General features: G+C 59.1%; 13 protein-coding genes and 1 pseudogene. 4 read left to right on the top strand and 10 right to left on the bottom strand.

Annotated elements, in window-relative coordinates:
* Window positions 1-94: 94 nt before the first annotated feature.
* Complete coding sequence (locus ACMXYH_RS16615) at window positions 95-2599, top strand: autotransporter outer membrane beta-barrel domain-containing protein (protein WP_415764175.1); 2505 nt, start codon at window positions 95-97, stop codon at window positions 2597-2599.
* A 66-nt stretch (window positions 2600-2665) separates the two neighbouring features.
* Here ACMXYH_RS16615 and ACMXYH_RS16610 read toward each other — a convergent pair whose 3' ends face one another.
* A complete protein-coding gene (locus tag ACMXYH_RS16610) occupies window positions 2666-3124 on the bottom strand; it encodes a hypothetical protein (protein ID WP_415764174.1) in 459 nt (152 codons plus the stop codon).
* Between the two features lie 196 nt (window positions 3125-3320).
* The gene (locus ACMXYH_RS16605) at window positions 3321-3944 is read right to left on the bottom strand and encodes a LysE family translocator (RefSeq protein ID WP_415764173.1); all 624 of its coding nucleotides are present in this window, start codon (window positions 3942-3944) and stop codon (window positions 3321-3323) included.
* Between ACMXYH_RS16605 and ACMXYH_RS16600 the strand changes: the two genes are divergently transcribed.
* A complete protein-coding gene (locus ACMXYH_RS16600; RefSeq protein ID WP_415764172.1) occupies window positions 3856-4068 on the top strand; it encodes an AraC family ligand binding domain-containing protein in 213 nt (70 codons plus the stop codon). The two genes, ACMXYH_RS16605 and ACMXYH_RS16600, sit on opposite strands and share 89 nt — an antisense overlap.
* On the opposite strand, the pseudogene ACMXYH_RS16595 reads toward ACMXYH_RS16600, so the two are convergent.
* The 5 genes and pseudogenes from ACMXYH_RS16595 to ACMXYH_RS16575 all read right to left on the bottom strand — a co-directional run.
* A pseudogene (locus tag ACMXYH_RS16595) lies at window positions 4028-4189 on the bottom strand (AraC family ligand binding domain-containing protein); the annotation flags it as partial. The gene ACMXYH_RS16600 and the pseudogene ACMXYH_RS16595 overlap by 41 nt on opposite strands.
* Window positions 4190-4274: 85 nt before the next feature.
* Window positions 4275-5342 carry an IS630 family transposase gene (locus ACMXYH_RS16590; RefSeq protein ID WP_415764171.1) on the bottom strand — a complete coding sequence of 356 codons (1068 nt, stop codon included), beginning with the start codon at window positions 5340-5342 and terminating at the stop codon, window positions 4275-4277.
* Between the two features lie 91 nt (window positions 5343-5433).
* A complete protein-coding gene (locus ACMXYH_RS16585) occupies window positions 5434-6075 on the bottom strand; it encodes a DUF1345 domain-containing protein (protein WP_415764170.1) in 642 nt (213 codons plus the stop codon).
* 193 nt (window positions 6076-6268) lie between these two features.
* Window positions 6269-9367, bottom strand: a complete 3099-nt coding sequence (locus ACMXYH_RS16580) for a multidrug efflux RND transporter permease subunit (RefSeq protein WP_415764169.1) — start codon at window positions 9365-9367, stop codon at window positions 6269-6271.
* A 15-nt stretch (window positions 9368-9382) separates the two neighbouring features.
* Entirely contained in the window at window positions 9383-10540 is a 1158-nt protein-coding gene (locus tag ACMXYH_RS16575) for an efflux RND transporter periplasmic adaptor subunit (protein ID WP_415764168.1), read from the bottom strand.
* Window positions 10541-10808: 268 nt separating this feature from the next.
* Here ACMXYH_RS16575 and ACMXYH_RS16570 point away from each other — a divergent pair, with 268 nt between their 5' ends.
* Window positions 10809-11510 carry a response regulator transcription factor gene (locus tag ACMXYH_RS16570; protein ID WP_008155184.1) on the top strand — a complete coding sequence of 234 codons (702 nt, stop codon included), beginning with the start codon at window positions 10809-10811 and terminating at the stop codon, window positions 11508-11510.
* A 4-nt stretch (window positions 11511-11514) separates the two neighbouring features.
* A complete protein-coding gene (locus ACMXYH_RS16565; RefSeq protein ID WP_129444457.1) occupies window positions 11515-12816 on the top strand; it encodes an ATP-binding protein in 1302 nt (433 codons plus the stop codon).
* Between the two features lie 190 nt (window positions 12817-13006).
* Here ACMXYH_RS16565 and pncA read toward each other — a convergent pair whose 3' ends face one another.
* Genes pncA through ACMXYH_RS16550 form a run of 3 tightly spaced genes read right to left on the bottom strand, consistent with a single transcriptional unit; the run spans window position 13007 to window position 14945 of the window.
* Window positions 13007-13636, bottom strand: coding sequence for a bifunctional nicotinamidase/pyrazinamidase (pncA, locus tag ACMXYH_RS16560; RefSeq protein WP_415764166.1), 630 nt, complete (start codon window positions 13634-13636; stop codon window positions 13007-13009).
* Between the two features lie 50 nt (window positions 13637-13686).
* Entirely contained in the window at window positions 13687-14463 is a 777-nt protein-coding gene (locus tag ACMXYH_RS16555; protein ID WP_415764165.1) for an anti-sigma factor family protein, read from the bottom strand.
* Window positions 14460-14945: an RNA polymerase sigma factor gene (locus ACMXYH_RS16550; protein ID WP_415764164.1), complete on the bottom strand. Its 486-nt coding sequence runs from the start codon at window positions 14943-14945 to the stop codon at window positions 14460-14462. The genes ACMXYH_RS16555 and ACMXYH_RS16550 overlap by 4 nt, the downstream gene beginning before the upstream one ends.
* Window positions 14946-14977: the final 32 nt, after the last annotated feature.

Raw genomic sequence — 14977 nt, 5'->3', positions numbered from 1 at the left:
CTGAGGGAATGCAATCGAGTAGGACTCAACTATGTCGTTAAAGACGCAACCTCCATTTCCCAAAGCATCAATCGGCATCTGGGCAATTTCGTTTATGTCCCTCGTGTTGAATTCTTCACTGATCCAGGCTGCCACTGTTCCGGCTGGCCCCCCTCGGTCCATCGATTCCAATACCCCCCTTGAGACCTGGCAACTTGAAGCCAACGCCGTACTTATCGGCTCCGGTGCCGCAACGCTCGGTATCACCAGTTCAGCGGGCGGGGTGATCGACCTGACCAACTCGAGCGTCACCTCCGCGGGAGAAGGTGGTTTTGCCCAAGGTATTTTCCTGACGAATGCCAACGCCACACTGAGCAATTCAACGGTTACCAGTGTCTCCGGGATCGGCATATCGGCTGTACGAGGCGTCTCAAGTATTGGCGGTTCCACAGTGACCCTGCGTAACCAGGCTGTTGTTCGAGGTTTGCAAGGCGGGATCGCAGGCAACCGTTTCAGTGAAATCAACGTTCAGAACTCGACTGTCGAAGGCACCGGCGCCAACAGTTTCGGGATTCGTCTGCTTGAGGGTTCATTATCGGCCAGCGGTAGCACGATTACCGGTGGTCTCAATGGCTTGACGGTGGGTACTGACACACAGGCGTCAGCGATCATTCCAACGAAAATCGTGCTGGACAATACTCGGGTGGAGGGCAAGAGCGGCTCGGCCATTGTGGTTGGCATCAACGCGCCTGATTTCCCCACCGTGGCCAACATTGAAGTACGCAATGGTTCGAGCCTGGTCGCCGGTAACGGTACGCTGCTTGAAGTCCGCCCTGGCGCCTCGGCCGGTTTTCTCGTGGATAACAGTAACTTGACTGGCAATGTCGTGGTTGCTGCCGGCAGTTCAGCCAACGTCACCTTGCAAAACAATGCGTCGTTGACCGGTGATTTACAGAACGTTACCACCGCTATGCTCAACAATAAGGCGCGGATGACCGGCAATGTGCTGGGCGCTTCCAGCGTGGTGATCGACAACGCGTCTACGTTCACCGGCAATTTGCAAGAGGTAGCCAATGTAACGATCAACAACCAAAGCGTGATAACCGGCAACGTGCTGGGCGCCTCAAGCGTGGTGATCGATAACGGGTCTGCGTTTACCGGTAATTTGCAAGATGTGGCCAATGCAACGATCAACAACCAGAGCGTGATGACCGGGAATGTCACTGCAGCCGCTGACAGTGTTGCCGGCCTGTCTTTGGACAACGGTGCCAGCCTGCTCGGTCAGGTGAACAATGTTTCCAACTTCACCATCAGCAATCAGGCCCTGTGGCAAATGACCGACAGCCAGTCGGTCAATAACCTCACACTTAACAATGGCGGCAGGGTGCGCCTGGGGGGGAATCAGGAATACTTCCAGCTGAACGTGACCAATCTGGTGGGCAGTGGCACGTTTGAGATGGGCACTGATTTCGCCAAGGGTATAAGCGATCTGTTGAACGTCACCGGCAGCGCTGCGGGCGATCATCAATTACTGGTGTCTAGCACAGGCCTTGACCCGGTCAATGATTCGTCGATCAAGGTGGTGCAGAGCGTCGCAGGAAGCGCTCAGTACGGCCTCGTCAACGATCGGGTTGATGTCGGGGCGTTTACTTACCGCTTGGTCAAGGAAGGTGATGACTGGTACCTGCAACCCGATAAAGAAGTCGTCAGCACGCCGACCCGTGCGGTCATGGCGATTTCCGCCGTAGCGCCGACGGTGATCTATGGCGAGACCGTTCTATTGAACAACCGGATGGGGGATCTTCGCGTCAACGGCGGGCAAACAGGGGGATGGGTCCGCTCTTTCGGTAGTCGATACAGCATCAGCAACAATGCCTACGGGAATGGTTACAGCCAGAACCAGTACGGGTTTTCCATGGGGGTCGACACCCCGGTACAGATTGCAGGCGAGCGAGTATTGCTGGGTGTTTTTGCCGGTTACAGCAAGTCGAATCTCGACTTGAGTCGCGGCAGCTCCGGCGAAATCGATAGTACGTCCATCGGCCTTTACGGTACCTGGCTCGGCGATAGCGGCTACTACCTGGATACCGTGGCCAAACTCAATCATTTCCGCAACGATGCCAAGGTGACGATGAGCGACGGCAGGCAAACCGAGGGTAATTACAACAACCTGGGCGCGAGCGCATCGGTCGAGTTTGGTAAACACATCGACATCAAGGACGGGTATTACGCAGAAGTGTTTACCCAGTGGCAAGCAGCCTCCGTGCAAGGCAAGGACTTCAGTCTGGATAATGGTTTGAAGGCTGACGCCGACACGACGCGTTCCATGCTTGGCAAGGCGGGCGTAACCTTGGGGCGGGGTATGACACTGTCCAACGGCAGCGTACTGCAACCGCACATTCGGGCAGCCTTAGTTCATGAGTTCGTGAAAAGCAACGAAGTGCGGGTCAACGATAACAAGTTCAATAATGACCTGTCGGGCAGCCGGTTCGAAGTCGGGGCAGGGGGCTCGTGGACATTGAACGATCGCTGGCAGCTCCATGCTGAACTGGATACCAGTAAAGGCGACAATGTCACTAAGGATTTTGGCGTGAACATGGGGGCTCATTACTCGTTCTGAGTGCTAAATAAAAAGGGAAGCTTCGGCTTCCCTTTTTATTGCCCTTTTTGTTGATGCCAAATTGGACTATCCCGCTTTTAGTACCTGAAAGTTGCCCTTGAGAAGAAAGGTCTTTCCGTCAGTGTCTGGCAGTTCGAGGTCGACTTTGAAGGAACCCTTGACACTTTCTCCCACGGCTGGCTCCAACACGATGTTGCCCGAAACACCTTCATAAATAATGTTGTCTGCGTCTTTGAAGCTGAAGCTCACATCGTCGCGACTTTTCAATGGGTATTCACCCACGTCGAAAGTTGCGGGAATGCAAATATGCAGCTCTCGAGCAGGCATGCTTTTCGCTTTTGTTTTTGAAGCAGGCCGGTCAATAGCCGTAATCAACACGGCTTCAGTTTTGTTGGCGCCCGCTTTGACCCTCTCGATCAGTCGGGATGTGGCAATAAACTCTGGAAATTCTTTGTCAGTTGCGAAAGCAGAGGCGTTGACGTAGTTGCCGGCTGCAAAGCTGGTGCGTTTGATCACAGCGTTCATGGATTCGGTCTCCGTTACGTTAAGTAAGGTATCCAAAGGCCTTGCTCGGCCCTAATCCTGGATGAACTATAAAAGCCCGTTATGGTGCAGGTTGTAAACTGTCATTGTTGACAGTTTACAAAGGCTGGCATTCGTGAAATTAATGACGAAACCATCGTGCAAGATGTCTGCTGATAGGCACTTATAGTGCTCGCTGCTATACCGTGACAGGCAACCAGACAGCACATAACAACAGAACGCTCATGCCTCTATTGAAATACGTTTGCGCCGCGGGTGATCGCAACAATCTGCCAGACCTCGCACCCAATACCGCCCAGGCCCCCGCACACGGCAGCGACACCGAAAAGAACACCAGCGACAAGTGCATCACCTGTAGGGTTTTTTCTGCACCGTTCCTGGAAAAAACACCCACCACGGCCAACGCCATCATCCAGGTCTTGGGGTTTATCCACTGGAGTCCGGCCGCTCCCCAAAATCCGAGTTGAGGGCTGTCGGACGGAGATTGGGGATCGATCAGGTCTGGCGGCAAGCGGAAAATCTGCCACGCCAGGTAACTGAGCCAGACAGTGCCCACCCATAGCATGGAAGTTTCTATAACGGGATGGGCTTTCAAGGCTTGCCCCAAACCGCTGCCTGCCAGCATTACTACCAGTGCCGCACTGGCGCAGGCTCCGAAAATGATCGGCAATGCGGCTTTGAAACCGTACCTCGCGCTGTTGCTCAGGACCAAAATGTTTGTTGGCCCCGGCGTAATGCTGTCGGCGCGAGCAAAGCACCAAAGTACGCCGGGCAAGGTGTTTCTGCTCGAACCGGGTGACATCCACGACGGCGAAGCACCGACCGAAGACGGTTTCACCTACCGCATGCTGTACCTCGATCCGCAATGGCTGAAACGTGAACTCAGTGCAGTCTTCGATGAAACTGCTGAACCCCTTGTTCGGTGACGCCCACCAGATAGCTGTCATGCCAGTGCGGGTCGTAGGCATGTCCTTCGAAATGCGCGCGCAGGGTCTCGATGCCGGTGTCGGCGTCCTGGGCCAGGTCGATCCAGTTGTGAGTCGTCATGCTGCACCTGTGAGACGGATAGCCGACTTATTTAACGCCTGCGCCGAGGGCGATGACTAGTGTGCCGTCTCACAAATAAAGCTCCTCATGCCTGTGAGACCATTGCCGCACGGGCTCGCTGTATCTTGTTCAAAATATCTTCCCCCTTTGCGTTCCAAACGTAGCGGGTCGGCTGGGCATTTCGCAGTGCCAGGAAGGTGGTGATCGAGCTTTCCAGTTCGCGAACCGAACTGAAACTGCCGTCACGCAGGTACACCGTGATATCGCGAAAGAAGCGTTCAACCATGTTCATCCACGAGCTGGAAGTCGGGGTGAAATGCATGTGGAAGCGTTTATGTTTTTCCAGCCAAGCCTTCACTTTTGGATGCTTGTGCGTGGCGTAGTTGTCGACGATCAAATGCAGCTGAAGGTGCTTGGGCGTTTCGCGATTGATCTTCTTGAGAAACTCCAGCCATTCCTGATGCCGGTGTTGGCGCTCGATGGAACTGATCAAGCGTCCCTGAAGATAGTCCAGCGCTGTGAACAAGGTGACGGTGCCATGGCGGATATAATCGTGCGATTGCGTGCGGATATGACTGATCCCCAAAGGCAGTCCAGGCTGAGTGCGCTCCAAGGCCTGAACCTGGCTTTTTTCATCGCAACAGAGCACCAATGCCTTATCCGGCGGATCCAGATACAGCCCAATAACGTCCCAGAATTTCTCTTCGAAGTTTGGATCGTTGGACAGTTTGAAGGTACGTGTCAGGTGCGGCTTTATATCGTTGGCGGTCCATATGCGCTGGACGCTGGCCGGCGAGATGCCGGCGACTCGCGCCATGCTTCGGCAGCTCCAGCGAGGTTGACCGATACGCGGTTGAGTGACTTGCTCAAGGGTTCGTTTCAATGCTTCGGCCGGCAAGGATGGCTTGCGACCGCGTCCGGGCAGATCCACCAGGCCTTGTAGACGCAGCTCTTGAAAACGCTTGCACCAACGGGTGACTGAAACAACGGAAAGACCGGTCAATTGGGCAATCTCGTTACGCGAACGACCTTGAGCCGCCAGCAAAATCACCCGCGCTCGACGACCGTCGCGCTGACTGATTGTGGCGGATCTTATGCGCCGACTCAGTTCAACTTGTTCGGCTTCACTGAGCACAATGTCCTGAAAATTCATGTGATCATTCCATGCACTGACTGACCACAGAAGCATAGCTCAGACTAGAAACTTATTTCGGAGACAGGACACTAGAACGTTTGTGCAGGGATCAGTTGAACAGTCCCGCCGCGATGTTGATCGAGAACCCGAGAATGGCCGTGTTGAACAGAAAGCCGATCAGCGACTGCGCCAGGACAATCTTGCGCAAATCCCGAGTCGCCACGCCAACATCGGACGTCTGGACCGCCGCGCTGATGGTGAACGAGAAGTACAGGAAGTCCCAGTAATTGGGCGTTGTCAGACCTTCAGCAAAACGCAGTGCCGGGTCTTTGCCGCCCCAGGTGTAGAACAGACGGGCGTAGTGCACGCTGAAAATTACCCCGATCAGCAGCCATGAACCGATGACCGTCAACGCGGTAAAACCGTAATGCAGCAGCTTGCGGGCCGTTTCCAGGTCCTTGCTGCCGGCCAGCTCGAAGGTGATGGTCGCCAGGCTGGCAATTGCGGCGACGCATACAACAAACAGCACCAGCCCGGCGTTTTCGTCTTCGACCTCGGCAATGCGCTTCACGTCCGGCGCTTTGGCGCGCGCGGTGAGCCAGAGCATCAGGATCAGGTAAGTCCAGACCCCGGTGTTCCAGCCGATGAGGATTTTGCTGATGATCGAGTCGGCTGGTGTCAGAATGCCTGCCGCAACGCCGAGAGTGAAGGCGGCGGACAGGCGAGGGTGGGTGCGGGCGAGGAAGGGCATGTGAACTCGATGCGTCAGGGCTTTGCAAACACCTTAGCCCAGCGCAGTTCGTTGTGACCACACTGGTGAAACCAATGAGGATCCCTGTGGGAGCGAGCTTGCTCGCGATAGCGGCATAACAGCCAACATAGGTATCGACTGTTATGGCCTCATCGCGAGCAAGCTCGCTCCCACAGGAGGCCGGTGGTGTGGGTTAGAGGTCTTTATGCCGCTTGCGGACCAGTTTCATCACCACCACAAAAAACACCGGCACAAACACCACCGCCAGCGTCGCCGTGATCATCCCGCCAATCACCCCGGTGCCGATCGCTTGCTGGCTTGCCGAGCTGGCACCGGTGGCAATCGCCAGCGGCACCACGCCGAGGATGAACGCCATCGACGTCATCACAATCGGCCGCAGGCGCAGGCGCGCGGCTTGCAGCGTGGCGTCGATCAGGTCGTGGCCTTCGTCGTACAGGCTCTTGGCGAACTCGATGATCAGGATTGCATTCTTCGCCGACAGCCCGATGATGGTGATCAGCCCGACCTTGAAGAACACGTCGTTGGGCATCCCGCGCAAGGTCACGGCCAATACCGCGCCGAGCACGCCGAGCGGCACCACCAGCAGCACCGAGGTCGGAATCGACCAGCTCTCATACAGCGCCGCCAGACACAGAAACACGATCAATAGCGACAGCCCGAGCAGGATCGGCGCCTGACTGCCGGACAACCGTTCCTGCAATGACAACCCGGTCCATTCCTGGCCCAATCCCGCCGGCCCTTGCGCCACCAGCCGTTCGATTTCGGCCATGGCTTCGCCGGTGCTGTGACCGGGCGACGGTTCGCCGGAAATGCTGATCGCCGGGTAGCCGTTGTAGCGAGTCAATTGCGCCGGCCCCTGGGTCCACTTGGCCTGGACGAAGGCCGACAACGGCACCATTTTCCCGACGCTGTTGCGCACGTGAATCTTCAGCAGATCGGCGACCTGACTGCGCTGATCGCCTTCGGCCTGAACCACCACCCGCTGCATCCGCCCCTGATTGGGGAAGTCGTTGATGTAGGCCGAACCGACGGCGGTGGACAGCACATTGCCAATGTCGGCAAAGGAAACGCCCAACGCGTTCGCCTGTTTGCGGTCGACTACCAGTTGCACCTGCGGCGCTTCGGCCAGCGCGCTTTCGCGCACGTTCATCAGGATCGGGCTTTTTTCGGCGGCAGCGAGCAATTCACTGCGTGCCTGCATCAGCGTGGCATGGCCAAGACCGCCACGGTCCTGCAGGCGGAACTCGAAACCGCTGGAGGTGCCAAGACCGTCAACCGGCGGCGGCAGTACCGCAAACGCTACGGCTTCCTTGATCTGGCTCAACGCGATGTTGGCGCGATCGGCAATGGAACTGGCCGAGTCGTCGCTGCCCCGATCAGACCAGTCTTTGAGCGTGGTAAACGCCAACGCGGCGTTCTGCCCGCTACCGGAGAAGCTGAAACCGAGAATCACCGTGCTGTCGCCAACGCCCGGCTCGTTAGCGTTGTGGGCTTCGATCTGCTCGACCACCTGCACCGTGCGGTTCTTGCTCGCACCCGGCGGCAGTTGAATGTCGGTGATGGTGTAACCCTGATCCTCCACCGGCAGGAACGAGGAGGGCAGTCGACTGAAGCACACGCCCAATCCGATCAACAGCACGCCGTAGATCAGCAGGCAACGGCCAGTGCGTTTCAGCGCGTAGGCGACCCAGCCCTGGTAACGCGCGGTCAGTTGCTCGAAACGCCGGTTGAACCAGCCGAAGAACCCGCGCTTCTCGTGATGCTCGCCCTTGGCAATCGGCTTGAGCAACGTTGCGCACAGTGCCGGGGTCAAGGTCAGGGCGAGGAATGCCGAGAACAGAATCGAGGTGGCCATCGACAAGGAGAATTGCCGGTAAATCACCCCGACCGAACCCTGCATGAATGCCATCGGAATGAACACCGCGACCAGCACCAGCGTGATGCCGATGATTGCTCCGGTGATTTGCTTCATCGCCTTGCGCGTTGCCTCTTTGGGCGACAGGCCTTCGGTGGCCATGATCCGCTCGACGTTTTCCACCACCACAATCGCGTCATCCACCAGGATGCCGATCGCCAGTACCATGCCGAACATGGTCAGCACGTTGATCGAGAAGCCGAGGGCCAACATGGTCGCAAAGGTGCCCATCAGCGCCACCGGCACCACCAGGGTCGGAATCAGCGTGTAGCGGATGTTTTGCAGGAACAGGAACATCACCGCAAACACCAGCAACATCGCCTCGCCGAGGGTGTAAACCACCTTGGTGATCGAGACTTTGACGAAGGGCGAGGTGTCATACGGGATCTTGTATTCCACGCCAGCCGGGAAGTAGCTCGCCAGCTCGTCCATCTTCGCCCGCACCAGCGTGGCAGTGCTCAAGGCATTGGCGCCCGGTGCCAACTGCACGCTGACGGCGGTCGACGGTTTTCCGTTGAGGCGGGTGGAGAACTGATATTCCTGACTGCCGATCTCGACGCGCGCCACGTCTTTGATGCGCACCGTTGAGCCGTCGGGATTGGCTTTCAGGACGATGTCGGCGAATTCTTCCGGCGTCGACAACTGGCCTTTGACCAGAATGGTCGCGGTGATTTCCTGAGTGGCGCGGGTCGGCAAGTCGCCGATGCTGCCCGCCGACACTTGAGCGTTCTGCGCGACGATGGCGGCATTGACGTCAGCCGGGGTCAGGTTAAAACCGATCAGCTTCTGCGGGTCGATCCAGATTCGCATCGCCCGTTCGGCACCGTACAACTGCGCCTTGCCGACGCCGTCCAGACGCTTTATCTCGTTCATCACGTTGCGCGCCAGGTAATCGCTGAGCGCCACGTCGTCGAGCTTGCCGTCGCTGGAGGTGAGGGTGATCAGCAGCAGGAAACCGGCGGAAACTTTCTCCACCTGCAAACCCTGCTGCGTCACCGCTTGAGGCAGGCGCGACTCGACCACTTTCAGACGGTTTTGCACATCGACCTGAGCCATTTCCGGGTCAGTGCCCGGCTGGAACGTCGCGGTGATGGTGGCACTGCCGAGGCTGCTCTGGGATTCGAAATACAGCAGATGGTCCGCGCCGTTGAGTTCTTCCTCGATCAGGCTGACCACGCTTTCGTCCACGGTTTGCGCCGAAGCACCGGGGTACACGGCGTAGATTTCGACTTTCGGCGGCGCTACGTTGGGGTATTGCGCCACCGGCAACTGTGGAATGGCCAAGGCGCCGGCCAACAGGATGAACAGGGCAACCACCCAGGCGAACACCGGGCGATCGATAAAGAACTGCGGCATAAAGAAGCGTCCTGCTTACTGACCAGAAGCCTGGGCAAGAGGAAGAGGGGTGTCGTCGATCTGCACTTTTTCACCGGGACGGGCGTGTTGCAGGCCTTCGGTGACGATGCGATCACCGGGCTTGAGCCCGGCGGTGACGATCCAGCGATCGTTCTGCACGGCGCCCAGTTCGACCGGTTGCTGGCCGACCCGCTGTTCGGCGTCGAGCAACAGCACTTGGGCGATGCCGGCACTGTCACGCTGGATGGCCCGTTGCGGCACGCTGATGCCTTGCTGATTGACCGCTTGCTCCAGACGGACGCGAACGAAGCTGCCCGGCAGCAAGTCGAGGTCCGGGTTGGGAAATTCGCTGCGCAGAATGATCTGACCGGTGCCGGGGTCGACGGTGATGTCGGCGAACAGCAACTTGCCGGGTAACGGATAGAGACTGCCGTCGTCCTGGATCAGCGTGGCTTTGGCCTGGTCCTGACCGACCTGCTGCAACTGGCCGGAACGGAACGCCCGGCGCAGGTCGTTGAGTTCGCGGGTCGATTGGGTAAGGTCGGCGTGGATCGGGTTCAGTTGCTGAATCAATGCCAGCGGTGTGGTTTCGTTCTGCCCGACCAGTGCGCCTTCGGTCACCAACGCGCGGCCGATGCGCCCGGAGATCGGCGCCGTGACCGTGGCGTAACCCAGGTTGAGTTTCGCCCGCTCCACGGCGGCTTTGTTCGCGGCGACGTCGGCAGCGGTTTGCCGGGCACTGGCCCGGGCGTTGTCATAATCCTGGCCGCTGATGGCATTGCCTTCGATCAACTGCGCGTAACGCTGCTCTTGCAGGCGCGCCTGGAACGCATTGGCTTCAGCCTTGCGCAGCGCCGCTTCGGCACTGTCCAGGTCAGCCTTGAACGGCGCCGGGTCGATACGGAACAACACTTCGCCTTTTTTCACATCGCTGCCTTCACGGAACGCCCGTTGCAACACCACCCCGGCAACCCGGGCGCGGACTTCGGCAATGCGTGGCGCGGCAATCCGCCCGCTCAATTCGCTGGTGATCGACAGGGGGCTGGCTTGGATGGTCTCGATGCGAACCGTGGCCAGAGGCGCCTGTTCTTCGGCCGTCGAGGCCTTGTCACAAGCGCTCAGCGTCACCGCCAGTGCAATCAGGCTGAGCCTGGCAAGCAGATTCTTTGACATGTAATACCCCAATAATGACCCCCCAGCATCCTACGGGGAGGCGACGACGGTAGCGGTGAAGCTTTGTAGGCGCTGTGTGAAATTGTGTAAGGGTTTTACTCAGGCACGGGCGAGGGCGTATATCCTTGGCAGCTTGATTCCTTTTGCGACTGTCAGGCCGCCTTCGCGAGCAAGCTCGCTCCCACATTTTGAAATGCATTCCCCTGTGGGAGCGAGCTTGCTCGCGATAGCGGTGTATCAGGCGCTACAGCACCTTCTGGAAACACCCATGCCCAACATCCTCCTGGTCGAAGACGACACCGCGCTCTCCGAATTGATTGCCAGTTACCTGGAACGCAACGGCTATAGCGTCAGCGTGATCAGCCGTGGTGACCATGTGCGCGAACGTGCGCGGGTCAATCCGCCGGACCTGGTGATCCTCGACCTGATGCTGCCGGGGCTCGATGGCCTGCAAGTCTGCCGCTTGCTGCGCGCCGATTCGGCCACGTTGCCGATCCTGATGCTCACCGCCCGCGACGACAGTCACGATCAGGTGCTGGGACTGGAAATGGGCGCCGACGACTACGTCACCAAACCCTGCGAACCGCGGGTGTTGCTGGCCCGAGTGCGGACGTTGCTGCGGCGCAGCAGCCTCACCGAACCGCAGACGGCCAATGACCGCATTCTGATGGGCAATCTGTGCATCGACCTGTCCGAGCGCACCGTGACGTGGCGCGAGCAGTTGGTCGAACTGTCCAGCGGCGAATACAACCTGCTGGTGGTGCTCGCCCGGCATGCCGGCGAAGTGCTCAGTCGCGACCAGATTCTGCAACGCCTGCGCGGCATCGAGTTCAATGGCACCGACCGCTCGGTGGACGTGGCGATTTCCAAGCTGCGCCGCAAGTTCGACGACCACGCCGGCGAGGCGCGCAAGATCAAGACCGTGTGGGGCAAGGGTTATCTGTTCAGCCGTTCCGAGTGGGAATGCTGAGTCGATGTTCAGAATCCTGTTTCGCCTGTACCTGGTGACCATCGTTTCGTACAGCGCGGCGATCTATCTGGTGCCTGACGTGGTGATCAAGGTCTTCCAGGAGCGCTTTGTCACCTACAACCTCGATTATTCGCGCGGGCTGCAAACCCTCATCGTCAAACAGTTTCACGCCGTGCCCCCGGAACAGTGGCCGGCATTGGCCGCAGAGATGGACAAGGAATTCAAGCCGCTGCACATCGTCCTGACCGGTAACGACGATGCCGATTTCACCCCTGATGAGCGCAAGCGTTTGCAGCGTGGCGAGAACGTCGTGCGCATCGGCGACTGGGGCTGGCGCACCCTGGCGGTGTCGCCGCTGAACGAGCGGACGGTGGTGGAGATGGTCGTGCCGCCGGACCCGATGGACGTCAGCCTGTTGTATTGGAGCATCAACGTGCTGATCGGCGCGACCATGCTCGCCTGCCTGTTGCTGTGGTTGCGCCCGCACTGGCGCGACCTGGAACGTCTCAAAGGTACGGCTGAACGTTTCGGTAAGGGCCACCTCGGCGAGCGCACGCAGATTTCCCCAAGCTCCAACATCGGCAGCCTGGCCAATGTCTTCGACACCATGGCCGGCGACATCGAGAACCTGCTTAACCAGCAGCGTGACCTGCTCAATGCCGTCTCTCACGAATTGCGCACGCCCCTGACACGACTGGATTTCGGCCTGGCGCTGGCGTTATCCGACGATTTGCCTGCCGCCAGCCGCGAGCGTCTGCAAGGTCTGGTCGCGCACATTCGCGAACTCGATGAGTTGGTGCTGGAACTGCTGTCCTACAGCCGCCTGCAAAACCCGGCGCGGTTGCCGGAGCAGGTCGAAGTGTCGCTGGATGAATTTATCGACAGCATCCTTGGCAGCGTCGACGAAGAACTGGAATCCCCGGACATCGTTATCGATGTGCTCTTGCACGGACAACTTGAACGCTTCGCCCTCGACCCAAGGCTGACTGCCCGCGCTATTCAGAACCTGCTGCGCAATGCGATGCGCTACTGCGAAAAACGCATTCAGATTGGTGTGCGGGTGTGTGCCAAGGGGGCTGAAATCTGGGTGGACGATGACGGGATCGGTATTCCGGATGAGGAGCGTGAGCGGATTTTCGAACCGTTCTATCGGCTGGATCGCAGTCGGGATCGGGCCACGGGAGGCTTCGGTCTGGGGTTGGCAATCAGTCGGCGGGCGCTGGAAGCCCAGGGCGGCACACTGACTGTGGAACCGTCGCCATTGGGCGGCGCACGGTTCCGTTTGTGGCTGCCCACCTCAGCCTGACGCATTTTTTGTAGCAGCTGCCGAGCCCGCGAGGCTGCGTTCGAGCCGGGGTCGCGCTCGACCGAAGTCCTCGCCAACCCGACGGATGCGGTTTTCCTGGAAGAACGGGGTGCCTGACTTTATGACTGCTCCGTCCGAACGCGGCCCGAACCGAACGCAGCCTCGCGGGCTCGACAGCTGCTACAGGGGGTTAACCTGGCACTTCGGTTGATGGAATCAACCCAACCCCAGCCACCTGCATCCGCTCGATCGCCGCGGCCAGTGAGCCGTCCAGATCAATCGCCCGACACGCATCCAACACCACAAACGCGTTAAACCCTGCCGCCCGCGCATCCAGCGCAGAGAACATCACGCAGAAATCGAGTGCCAGCCCAACCAGATAAACCGTGTCGACACCGCGTTCCTTCAAGTACCCGGCCAAGCCTGTGGTGGTCGTTCGGTCCGCCTCCAGAAACGCCGAGTAACTGTCGATGTCCGGGTTGCAGCCCTTGCGGATGATCAATTGGGCGTGGGGCAGGTCCAGATCCTTGTGCAACTCGGCACCGGGCGTGGCTCGCACGCAATGGTCCGGCCAGAGCGTCTGTTCGCCATAAGGCAGTTGAATGACGTCATAAGGCGCGCGGCCCGGGTGGCTGGAGGCGAAGGACGCATGTCCGGCCGGGTGCCAGTCCTGGGCGATGATGACTTGAGTGAACCGGGCGCCGAGGCGGTTGATCAGCGGGATGATCCGGTCGCCCTCCGGCACCGGTAGATGGCCGCCGGGGATGAAGTCGTTCTGTACGTCGATGACCAGCAAGGCTGTGCGTGAAGAGATTGGCATGGCTAGGTTCCTCCTTGGAATTGAGAAACCGAGCATAGTGACAAACGGGATCACGCGCTAAGTCGGCCTCTCAACAATTTCGCCATGTCCTCCAGGTCCGCCACCGGATTATGCCCGATCAACATCCAGGCATGTTGCATGTCAGCCCAATAGACAATGTTCATCCCGTACCGTTGCTCCTGGGCGAAATGCCGGCTGCCGCTGTTGGAGCGGGTGACGCACAGCGCCATGGGGCCGTGGGCCGGGTCCAGGTAGGTAATCTGGGCAATGGCGACGCCGTCGTACTCGAGGATTTGCGCGCGCTTGAACTCGGACCGTGGCAGGGTCAGTTTCGCCGGCACAAGATTCAGGCCAAGACGCGCATCGATGGTCCGCAGTTGCGCCTGCTGAGCGGCTTCGTCAGTGGGCAAGTGGTCCAGGGTTTGCGGCACGTAAAGCGACATGTACTCGGCCACCAGCCCGCGCCAGTTTTCCTTTTGCTGACTCAACTGCCAACCGAGGAACAGCCGATCCGCTACCACACCGCTCACCACCAATCCGGCGGCCGCTGCGAGAAACCAGCGCCGATTCATGGCCGGACGTTCAGGTGAAGGCAAGGTGTCGAGCATCGATTGCAAGCGATCCACGGGCGCCTGTCGACCCAACTCGTCGTAGGCCTCCTTGAACGGCAGGCTGCTGCGGGCCAGCCATTGCAGGCGCAGGTTGAGCGTTGGGTCATCAAGGATGGCCGCGTCGATGCGGGTGCGCTGTTCGCTGTCGAGCTGGTTGTCGAGGTAGGCCACCAGTTGCTCATCCGAGGGTATCGTCGGTCGTGCGCTGTCGTTCATCGACGTTCTCCAGTGGAAGGGTTCGGCACAGTGTGCAATGGCGGATACTCGGCCAGTTTCGCGCGTGCGACGGCCAGGCGACTCATGACCGTGCCGATGGGCACGTCCAGGACCTCGGCCACTTCGCGGTAGGACAAACCCTCGACGTAGGCGAGAAACACCGTTTCGCGCTGGGCTTCGGGCAGGGCATCCACACGCCTGATCACCTGAGCCGCGAGGACATGGGTTTGCGCCGCGTATTCACCATCGAACGACAAGGCGTTGTCGGCATCCACCAGCCCCTGTCCATGACGCACCCTTCGGGAGCGGACTTCGTTGAGCCAGATCGAGTGCAGAATACACAGCAACCAGCGGTCCATGCGGCTGCCCGGGACAAACTGCCCGGCACGCTCGAGCGCCCGCACGCAGGTGGCCTGCACCAGGTCTTCGGCGACATGCCGTTGCCGGGACAACAGCAAGCCGTAGCGCCATAAACGCGCCAAGTGCTGCCCCAGTTCTGTCCGTATTGCCTGAT

This window comes from Pseudomonas frigoris (assembly GCF_047758635.1).
Taxonomy (GTDB): Bacteria; Pseudomonadota; Gammaproteobacteria; order Pseudomonadales; family Pseudomonadaceae; genus Aquipseudomonas; species Aquipseudomonas frigoris.
Note: the sequence above shows the minus strand (reverse complement) of the source record. Positions and strands in the feature narration are given on the sequence as shown.